Genomic DNA, 9147 nt, shown 5'->3' with positions numbered 1-9147 from the left:
CTGCCGCCGCCCGTCGCGGCCCGGATGCGCGCCTGGTACGGGGAGGCCGGCGCCGAACTGCGCACCGGGTGCGCCGTCACCGGCGTCGCCGCGGCCGGCACGCCGGACGACCCGGTGTGCGAGGTGGAGCTGTCCGACGGCTCGGTGCTGACCGCGGGCGCGGTCGTCGTCGGGATCGGCGCCCGCCCGGCCACCGGCTGGCTGGCGGACTCCGGTGTGGCGCTGGGCCAGGACGGCTCGGTCCTCGCCGACGAGCGGCTGCGCGCCTCCGTCCCCGGCGTCCACGCCGTCGGGGACTGCGCCTCCTACCCGTCGGCCCGCTACGGCCGCCGACTGCTGGTCCACCACTGGGACAACGCGCTCCAGGGGCCGCGCACGGTCGCCTCGGGCCTGGTCTCCGGGGAGGCCGAGACGCCGGTGTACGACCCGGTGCCGTACTTCTGGTCCGAGCAGTTCGGCCGCTTCGTCCAGTACGCGGGTCACCACACCGGCGACGACGAGATGCTGTGGCGCGGCGATCCGGCGGACGCGGCCTGGTCGGTGTGCTGGCTGCGCGGCGGTGTGCTGCGCGCCCTGCTGGCGGTGGGCCGCCCGCGCGACCTGGCCCAGGGGCGGAAGCTGATCGAACGCGGCACCGCCCTGGACCCGGTGCGTGCCGCCGACCCGTCCGTCCCCCTTAAGAGCGCGGCCCGCTAGTGGCTGTCGGTGGCAGATGGCAGGCTGGTTCCCGTGAACGAGATTGACGCGAAGACCGATGCTCTCGTCCCGGCCTGGCTCACCCTCCCCGACGTCGCCGAGAGGCTCGGCGTCGAGGTGACGCGCGTGCGGCAGCTGGTCAGGGAGGGCCAGCTCATCGCGGTGCGCCGCGGTGAGAACCGGGTGCTCCAGGTGCCCGCCGACTTCATCGGCGAGGGCCGGGTGGTGAAGGGCCTGACCGGGACCATCACGCTGCTCAGGGACGACGGCTTCAGTGACGAGGAGATGCTGGAGTGGCTGTTCACGCCCGATGACACCCTGCCCGGCACCCCGGCGCAGGCCCTGCGCGAGAATCGCGGCACCGAGGTGAAGCGGCGCGCCCAGGCGCTGGCCGTCTGAGCGGCGCGGCCACCACGGAAGACCCGGCCCGGCAGGGCCGGACACGGCGAACCGTACGACCGATCACCGGCGTGCGGGTCCCGGCGCCCGCCCGGGCGCCGGGACCCGCACGCCTCGTTCCGGGGGGATTCCCGCATGGCAGCGACCGCACGCGAGCGGCTCGGCGACGCCCGTCTGTACCTGTGCACGGACGCGCGCAGGGAGCGCGGCGACCTGGCGGAGTTCCTGGACGCCGCGCTCTCCGGCGGCGTCGACATCGTGCAGCTGCGCGACAAGTCCCTGGAGGCGGCCGAGGAGCTGGAGCACCTGGCCGTCCTCGCCGAGGCCTGCCGCCGCCACGGGAAGCTGATGGCCGTCAACGACCGGGCGGACGTCGCCCACGCCGCCGGCCCGGACGTGCTGCACCTGGGGCAGGGTGACCTGCCGGTGCCGGCCGCCCGCGCGATCCTGGGCGACGGCGTCCTGATCGGCCGCTCCACCCACGCCGAGGCCGAGGTGGACGCGGCGCTGTCCGAGCCGGGCGTGGACTACTTCTGCACCGGCCCCTGCTGGCCCACCCCCACCAAGCCCGGCCGCCCCGCCCCGGGGCTCTCCCTGGTGCGGTACACCGCGCGCCTGCGGCCGGAGCGGCCCTGGTTCGCCATCGGCGGGATCGACGCCTCCAACCTGGACCGGGTCCTGGAGGCCGGGGCGCGGCGGGTGGTGGTGGTCCGCGCGATCACCGAGGCGGACGACCCGGGGGCCGCCGCCGCGGACCTCGCCGCGCGGCTGCGGTCGGCCTGAGGCGGCCCGCCCGGGGCGGGTGTCCACCCACTGGACGGCAAGCGGGCCAAAAAGACATATCGCCCCGGTGATGCGGTGCGCGGCCGGGGCGCCGGTTAGCCTGCCGACATGGCCCTCGGTACCCCTTCCACCAGGACGGATCGCGCGCGCACCGTCCGCGAGCTGCTCGCGTCCGGCGAGCGCTCGTACTCCTTCGAGTTCTACGCGCCCAAGACGGAGAAGGGCGAGCGCACCCTCTGGAACGCCATCCGCCGCGTCGAGGCCGTCGCCCCCACCTTCGTGTCGGTGACCTACGGCGCCGGAGGCTCCTCCCGCGAGGGCACGGTGCGGGCCACCGAGCGGATCGCCACCGAGACGACCCTCACCCCGGTCGCCCACCTCACCGCGGTGGACCACTCGGTGGCCGAGCTGCGCAACGTCATCGGCCAGTACGCGGACGCCGGCATCCGCAACATGTTCGCCGTCCGCGGCGACCCGCCCGGCGACCCCACCGGCGAGTGGGTACCGCATCCGCAGGGCATCACCTACGCCGCCGAGCTCGTCCGGCTCATCAAGGAGTCGGGGGACTTCTGCGTCGGGGTGGCCGCCTTCCCCGAGATGCACCCGCGCTCGGCGGACTGGGACAGTGACATCCGCCACTTCGTGGCCAAGTGCCGGGCCGGCGCCGACTACGCCATCACGCAGATGTTCTTCTACGCGGACGACTACCTGCGGCTGCGCGACAAGGTGGCCGCCGCGGGTTGCGACGTCCCGATCATTCCGGAGATCATGCCCGTCACGAGCGTGCGGCAGATCGAGCGGTTCGCGAAGCTGAGCAACGCGACCTTCCCTCCGGACCTGGCCGAACGCATCCTCGCGGTGGAGCACGATCCGGCCGCTGTACGCTCGTTGGGAATCGAGTACGCCACGGAGCTGTGCGCGAGGCTGATGTCCGAGGACGTCCCCGGACTCCACTTCATCACCCTCAACCACTCCACGGCGACGCTGGAGATCTACGAGAATCTGGGCCTGCACCGGCGGGGCTAGAAGACGGGGTGGGAGGACGCACATGGGGTGGACGCTCCTCTACATCGCGTTCGGCATCGTCGCGGTCTGGCTGCTGGCCGAGGTGCTGCTGCAGTACAAGGCGAGGCTGCGCTGGCGGCTGCTGGCCTTCGGCGGGTTCTCGCTGGTGGTGCTGGGGGTGGTGGCGATCTCCTCGGTGCCGGTGTCGCTGACGGTCATCTCGCTCGGCGGAGCGGCCTTCGCCGTCGGCCAGACCTTCGTCACCCTCTCCTACCGGCGCGGCTTCACCGCGGGCTGGGCGCTGGGCGGCATGCCCGGCACCAGCAGGCGCCGCCGCGAGGTGCGGCCCATGCCGCCCCAGGACGCCGACCCGCACCTGGAGGTCTCCGGGCTGGAGGTCCACGAGGCGGAGCCCCCCGCGTACAGCCCGGAGCCCCTGCCCGACGACACCGGCGCCTACGGCGTCTACGAGCGGGACGCCTCCCCCGGGCAGCCGGGGGAGCGGTACGAGGAGCAGGAGCGGTACGGCGGGCAGGAGCAGTACGGGGGGCAGGAGCAGTACGAGGCCCCGTACACGACCGGTGACTACACGGGCCACCCCGGCTACGACCAGGGCGGCCAGTACGCCGGGTCGTACGACTACGGCTACGGCGCGGGCGGCGAGCAGCAGCAGTACGCCGCCTACTCCGACCCGTACGCCGACGCCTCCGGCCGGCCCGCCTACGACACGCGGAGCGACCAGGCCGCCCAGGGCTCCCAGGGCTATGCCTTCGACCCCTCCTACGATTCCTCCTACGACTCCTACGGCGGCGGATACGGCACCGGCCACCCCGCCGACCCGTACACCGGCCACACCCCGCCCGGCGGGGTGTGGGTGCCGCAGCAGCGCGGCCCCGAGCCGCAGCCCGGCCAGCCCGGCCAGTATGGCGAGGACGGCGGGTACGGAGGCCACGGATACGGCGAGGGCGGTCAAGACCCGGCGCCGGGAGCCGCCCACCCCTACGGCGAGCAGCCCCGCTACTGAGCCGCCCGTCCCGCCTCAGCCGCCCGTCCCGCCCCGGCGGCGCCCCGCTCCGGCCCCGCCCGGCCCGGTCACCGGGAGCCGCGCCAGTCGTCCCCCTCGACGATCAGCCCGGCGGCCAGCGCCCCCGACATCCCGGCGTGCGCCAGCCCGCCCCCGGGATGGGCCGAACCGCCCACCCGGTACAGCCCGGCCGTACCCGTCGAGTTGGCCGCCCGCAGAAAGGCTCCGTCCGCCCCCGCCAGAGCGGGGGCGGGCACCGCGCCGCCGGGGGCCCCGGTCTCCCGCTCGGTGTCGGCGGGGGTGCGCACCTCGCGCCACAGCACCCGCCCGCCCAGGCCGAGCCCGGCGGCGTCCGCGGCGGCCAGTGCCTCGTCCGCGGCCCGCTCGGCCGCGCCCGGCGCCGTCCAGTCCACGGCCCCGCCGTCCCCGTCCCCGGCGCCGGTCCGGTCGGCAGGACCGGCAGCACCCGCGCGGTGCGGCGGCACAGGCACCGACAGCACCGCAGACTCGTGCTCCGCGTCGGGGACCAGCGCCGGATCGCCGGGCCGCAGCACGGTGACGGTGCGCGTCGTGCCGCCCGGCTCCCCGGTGTGCACCACCGTGCGGTGGACGGTGCCCTCGGGCCGGGCGCCGCGCAGCGCGAGCAGCACGGTGAGCCGTCCCGCCGCGTAGCCGGGGCCGCCGTCCGCCGCGCTGGCCCGGCCGCCGTACATCGGCCGGGGATCGATTCCGCAGACCACGGCGTCGGCCTCCGCCCGTGCCCCGCCGGCCAGCTCCACCCCGGTGGCCCGGCCGCCCTCCACCGTGATCCCGGACACCGCCGTGCCGAACCGGAACTCCACCCCGCGCGCCAGGCAGCGCTCGTACACCGCGTCCGCCAGCGCGCGCATCCCGCCGCCGACGTACCAGGTGCCGAAGGTCTGCTCCAGATACGGCAGGACGGCGGCGCTCGCCGGGGTGCGGCGCGGGTCGAGGCCGTGGGCGAGGGCATGGCTCTCCAGCAGCGCCGCCAGGCGCGGATCGCGCAGCTCGGAGCGGGCGACCTCGGACAGCGAGGGGGTGCGGCGGCGCAGCAGCCCGCGCCGCGGCGCCGGGTACGGATCACGGCCGAGCGGAGCCAGGTCGCCGGCGGCTGCCAGCGGCTCCTCCAGCAGCGGGCGCCGGGTGGCCTCCCACGTCCGGCGGCCCCGGCCCAGCAGCTCGCTCCACCGCTCCCCCGCACCCGCGCCGATGGCCGCGTCCAGGGCGTCGACCGTACCCGCCCGGGACCCGCCGGGCAGGCGGACGGACGTGCCGTCGGCGAAGACGTGGCGGACGGCCGGGTCCACCTCGGTCAGCGCGACGCACTCCTCCAGCGGCTCGCGGCCGGTCTTGACGAAGAGGTCCCGCCAGACGGCGGGCAGGTACAGCAGTCCGGGACCGGTGTCGAAACCGAATCCGTCCCGCTCCAGGCGGCGCACCGCGCCGCCGTGGGTCCCCGCCCGCTCGTACACCGTCACCCGGTGGCCCGCCACGGCCAGCCGGGCGGCGGCGGCCATGGCGCCCATACCGGCGCCGATCACCACAGTCCGTGCCATGAGCAGGCACTCTAACCGGGGCGCGGTAACACCTTCGAAGGGCCGTACGCAGTAGATGAGTAGAAGTACCTGAGTCCGGTTCTGAGTAGCCGTACGGATGGGCTTCACCAGGCGTGGACGGCAGAGTCGGAGACGACGGGAGACGCGGCACCGCACCGCCGGCACGGGGCGGCGGAACGGCGCGGCGGCCGTCTGTAGGGGGAACGCTCGGGGGACACGGGGGACGGGAGCGGGCGGTACGGCGGATCAGCCGGACCGCCCGCTCCCGCCGATCCGGCCCAGCAGCAGCCGCGACAGCGCGCCGTGCACCTCCTCAAGCGACCGCTCCGGCTGGAACGCCTTCCAGTCCAGCGCGGTCATCAGCAGTGTCCCGACCACGGCCGAGGCCGTCAGGGACACCTCCGCCTCCTCGTCCGGCCCGCCCGGCTCCTCGGGGCCGCCGGGGCCCGCCCCGCCGCGCAGCGCCTCCTCCACCACGGTCACGACCTGCCGCCGTACGGCCGTCAGGGTGGTGTGCCAGGGCTGGTCGGTGCGCCACAGCTCGGCGACGTAGAGCCGGGCGAAGGCCGGGCAGCGGTCGGCGAAGACCAGGCCGGCCCGGATCATCGCGTCCAGGACCTCCGGGCGCCCGCCACCGCGTCCGGCCGCGTCGGCGGCGGCCTGTTCCAGCGAGGCGGACAGCAACCCGGCGCCGTGCCGCAGCAGCGCCTCCAGCAGACCGGTCTTGCTGCTGAAGTTGTAGTAGACCGTGCCCTTGGCGACCCCGGCGCGCTCGGCGATCTCCTCCACCGTGGTGGCGGAGAAGCCCTGCTCGGCCATGAGCGACACGGCCGCGTCGTAGAGCCTCTGCCGGGTGGCGTTCCATCGCGTGCCGCTGTCCATGGGCCGAATTTTCACAGAAACCGGGTGGAGGGGCGGTGCGGGCGGCGCGGGGACCGCGCCGGCCACGGGTACGGGGGTCCGCCGCCGCCCCCGCGCGGCTCGCCGGGTACTGCCCCCGTACGCCGGACGAGCCCCGACAGGAGGTGTTTGCCCAGGTCGGGGCCGATTGTCAGTGGCATGCGCAACGATGTTCCCATCGCGATCGCCGGTCGCGATGCGCGCGTGCGGACAGCACGGCGGACAGCACGCGAACAGCACAGCCGTGACGGTCATGACGATGACAGGAGGTTCGCAGATGAACGGGCCCCCGGAGGATGTCCACCCCGTGCTGCGCAGGGCGTCGGCCCCGCCCGCCGCACTCGACCTGCTCGCCCAGGCGCGGCGCGGCCTCGACGAGGCGGCGGAGCTGGAGCACCCCAACGACCGGTACGCCACCGCACACCTCGCCGCCCTGCGCACCGCCGCCGCGGTGCTCGCGGTGCGCGGCCGCCCCGAGTCCACCGCACGCGCCAGACGGCGCATACGCAGCGCCTGGGAGGTGCTGCCCGAGGTGGCGCCCGAGCTGGACGAGTGGTGCAGGCTGTTCGCGGCCGGGGCGGCCAAGCGCGCCCGCGCCGAGGCCGGCATCGCCGGCGCGGCCAGTCGGCGGGAGAGCGACGACCTGATACGCGACGCGGGGATGTTCCTGCGCATCGTCGAGCAGACGCTGGTGCGGCAGCCCGTGCTGCCGCTCCCCAGGGCCACCGAGGAGCCGGGGGAGCGCGGCCGCCCGGGGGGTGGGGGCCCGCGGCTGCGAGCGGGCTGAGGCCGCGGCTCGGGGCGCCTCCTCGCCGCCCGGCCGGCCGCGCCGCCGCGGCGACGCAATAGGCTTGGGCCAGCCACGTCCGAGCCGCCTAGGAGCGTCCGCCATGTCCCGCCCCCACGCACACTTCCGCACCGCCGTGGTCTGGGAGGTCCTGCGGGAAGCACTCGACGACCGGGCCAAGGCCGCGGGCCGGGAGACGCTCGACGTCCTGGACACCGGCGGCGGCACCGGCAACTTCGCCGTGCCCGTCGCCCGGCTCGGCCACCGGGTCACCGTCGTGGACCCCAGCCCCGACGCGCTGTTCGCCCTGGAGCGCCGCGCGACCGAGGAGGGCGTGGCCGGCCGGGTGAGGGGGGTCCAGGGCGACGCGCACGGGCTGTTCGACGTGGCCGAGCGCGGCGGCTACGACGTGGTGCTCTGCCACGGGGTCCTGGAGTACGTCGACGACCCGGCCGAGGGGCTGCGCAACGTCGCGGCCGCGCTGCGCCCCGCAGGCGGCACCCTGAGCGTGCTCACCGCCGGACTGGGCGGCGCGGTGCTCGCCCGCGCCCTGGCGGGGCACTTCACCGAGGCCCGCCGGGCGCTGAGCGACCCCGACGGCCGGTGGGGCGGCGGGGACCCGGTGCCCCGGCGCTTCACTCCCGAGCGGCTCACGTCCCTGGTCGCCGCCAACGGGCTGGAGGTCGGCGCGGTCCACGGCGTGCGGGTCTTCGCGGATCTGGTGCCCGGTGCGCTGGTGGACGCCGAGCCCGGCGCCACCGAGGCCCTGGCCCGGCTGGAGGAGGCGGTGGCGGAGCTGCCCGCCTTCCAGTCCGTCGCGGCGCACCTGCACGTACTCGCGCGTACCCGGGAGGGCTCCGCACCGTCCGCCGGCGAGGTGCGGTAGGCCACAGGCGACCCGAACGGCGGCTACCCGCCGTATGATCGAAGCACACCGATCGGCATGACGGTGCGGCGGCGGGGGAATGAGAAGCCCGACACCGCCGCCCGGCTCCCGGTCCCGGTGGCAGAACTGGCGTAGAGGGGCGGGTTTCACGGGGGCGAATCCCTGCCTATCCTTGAAGGGTCGCATCCGGTCGCCCCCGCGACCGACGAGTAGGAGGACTCCGTGCCGCTCTCTGAGCACGAGCAGCGGATGCTCGAGCAGATGGAGCGAGCGCTGTACGCCGAAGACCCCAAGTTCGCGACAGCGCTCGAGGGAAGCGAGCTGCGCACGTACACCCGGCGACGGGTCTACCAGGCGATCGCGGGCTTTCTGGTGGGCGTCGCGCTCCTCATGGCCGGGATGGTCGCGAAGCTGGTCATCGTCAGTGTGCTGGGCTTCCTGGTGATGCTCGGCTGCGCCGTCCTCGCGGTGACGGGCTGGCGCAAGGCGCCCAAGCCCGGTGAGCAGCCCCCCGCCGGCCAGGGCCATGACGGAGGTGACCGTCCGCACTCGCGAAGGCAGGGCAGGCCGCGCCGCTCGATGATGAACCGCATCGAGGACCGCTGGCAGCGCCGCCGGGACGAACAGCAGTAACGGTCCGCTCGCGCACCGCCGCGGCCGCCGCCGGTGGGCGGGCGCGTACGGCCACCGCGACCCGATGACGCCGTCGCACCGTCCCCGTGCGACCGGCCAGTCAGGACCGACGACAGCGGACGGCTGGGGACCCGGAGCATTTCCGGGTCCCCAGCCGTCCGCTGTCGCGTCCCCCTGGGCCCGCCGCCCTCCGGGCCGGGCCGGGCCGGGAGGCACCGCTCTCCTCGGCTCGCTCCCTGAGGCACCCGGCCCCCCGACACCTGGCCCCCGGCACCCGGGGCCTCAGGCCCGCTGCCCCGACGGCCTGATCCGCGCGCGCACCCGCCGCACCGCGCCCGCCCCGGTTTCTGCGTTTCCTTGCCGAAGTTTCCTTATCGAAGGGAAAGTGGCGCCTTCTGGGCTACCGCAGAAGCATGTGACATATTACTGTGGTGCTCATGAGACAGACCGTCGATGC

Annotated in this window: 10 protein-coding genes; 8 read left to right on the top strand and 2 right to left on the bottom strand. The window is 75.3% G+C overall.

From position 1 onward, the window contains the following. The 5 genes from ACLIYP_RS27565 to ACLIYP_RS27545 all read left to right on the top strand — a co-directional run. Window positions 1-696 (top strand): oxidoreductase C-terminal domain-containing protein (locus tag ACLIYP_RS27565; protein WP_412715813.1); only part of this gene is annotated, 696 nt, incomplete at its 5' end. A gap of 33 nt (window positions 697-729) precedes the next feature. Next, window positions 730-1095: an Rv2175c family DNA-binding protein gene (locus ACLIYP_RS27560; RefSeq protein ID WP_093655183.1), complete on the top strand. Its 366-nt coding sequence runs from the start codon at window positions 730-732 to the stop codon at window positions 1093-1095. A 135-nt stretch (window positions 1096-1230) separates the two neighbouring features. After that, window positions 1231-1878 carry a thiamine phosphate synthase gene (thiE, locus tag ACLIYP_RS27555; protein ID WP_412698430.1) on the top strand — a complete coding sequence of 216 codons (648 nt, stop codon included), beginning with the start codon at window positions 1231-1233 and terminating at the stop codon, window positions 1876-1878. 108 nt (window positions 1879-1986) lie between these two features. Further along, entirely contained in the window at window positions 1987-2904 is a 918-nt protein-coding gene (metF, locus tag ACLIYP_RS27550) for a methylenetetrahydrofolate reductase [NAD(P)H] (RefSeq protein WP_412715812.1), read from the top strand. Between the two features lie 22 nt (window positions 2905-2926). Next, window positions 2927-3907 (top strand): chromosomal replication initiator protein DnaA, encoded by a 981-nt coding sequence (locus ACLIYP_RS27545; RefSeq protein ID WP_412715811.1) that lies wholly within the window; start codon window positions 2927-2929, stop codon window positions 3905-3907. 68 nt (window positions 3908-3975) lie between these two features. Here the strand turns inward: ACLIYP_RS27545 and ACLIYP_RS27540 are convergent, their stop codons facing one another. Both ACLIYP_RS27540 and ACLIYP_RS27535 read right to left on the bottom strand, forming a co-directional pair. Next, window positions 3976-5484, bottom strand: a complete 1509-nt coding sequence (locus ACLIYP_RS27540) for a phytoene desaturase family protein (protein WP_412715810.1) — start codon at window positions 5482-5484, stop codon at window positions 3976-3978. Window positions 5485-5730: 246 nt separating this feature from the next. Next, on the bottom strand, window positions 5731-6366 hold the full coding sequence (locus ACLIYP_RS27535; protein ID WP_412715809.1) for a TetR/AcrR family transcriptional regulator: 636 nt from the start codon (window positions 6364-6366) through the stop codon (window positions 5731-5733). A 295-nt stretch (window positions 6367-6661) separates the two neighbouring features. Between ACLIYP_RS27535 and ACLIYP_RS27530 the strand changes: the two genes are divergently transcribed. The 3 genes from ACLIYP_RS27530 to ACLIYP_RS27520 all read left to right on the top strand — a co-directional run bounded on the left by ACLIYP_RS27530 (window position 6662) and on the right by ACLIYP_RS27520 (window position 8690). Next, window positions 6662-7171, top strand: coding sequence for an SAV_6107 family HEPN domain-containing protein (locus ACLIYP_RS27530; RefSeq protein ID WP_412715808.1), 510 nt, complete (start codon window positions 6662-6664; stop codon window positions 7169-7171). 103 nt (window positions 7172-7274) lie between these two features. Then, window positions 7275-8057, top strand: coding sequence for a methyltransferase (locus ACLIYP_RS27525; RefSeq protein WP_412715807.1), 783 nt, complete (start codon window positions 7275-7277; stop codon window positions 8055-8057). Window positions 8058-8279: 222 nt separating this feature from the next. Further along, window positions 8280-8690 (top strand): DUF3040 domain-containing protein, encoded by a 411-nt coding sequence (locus tag ACLIYP_RS27520; protein ID WP_412715806.1) that lies wholly within the window; start codon window positions 8280-8282, stop codon window positions 8688-8690. Window positions 8691-9147: the final 457 nt, after the last annotated feature.

The organism is Streptomyces nanhaiensis, assembly GCF_046614825.1.
Classification (GTDB): domain Bacteria; phylum Actinomycetota; class Actinomycetes; order Streptomycetales; family Streptomycetaceae; genus Streptomyces; species Streptomyces radiopugnans.
Note: the sequence above shows the minus strand (reverse complement) of the source record. Positions and strands in the feature narration are given on the sequence as shown.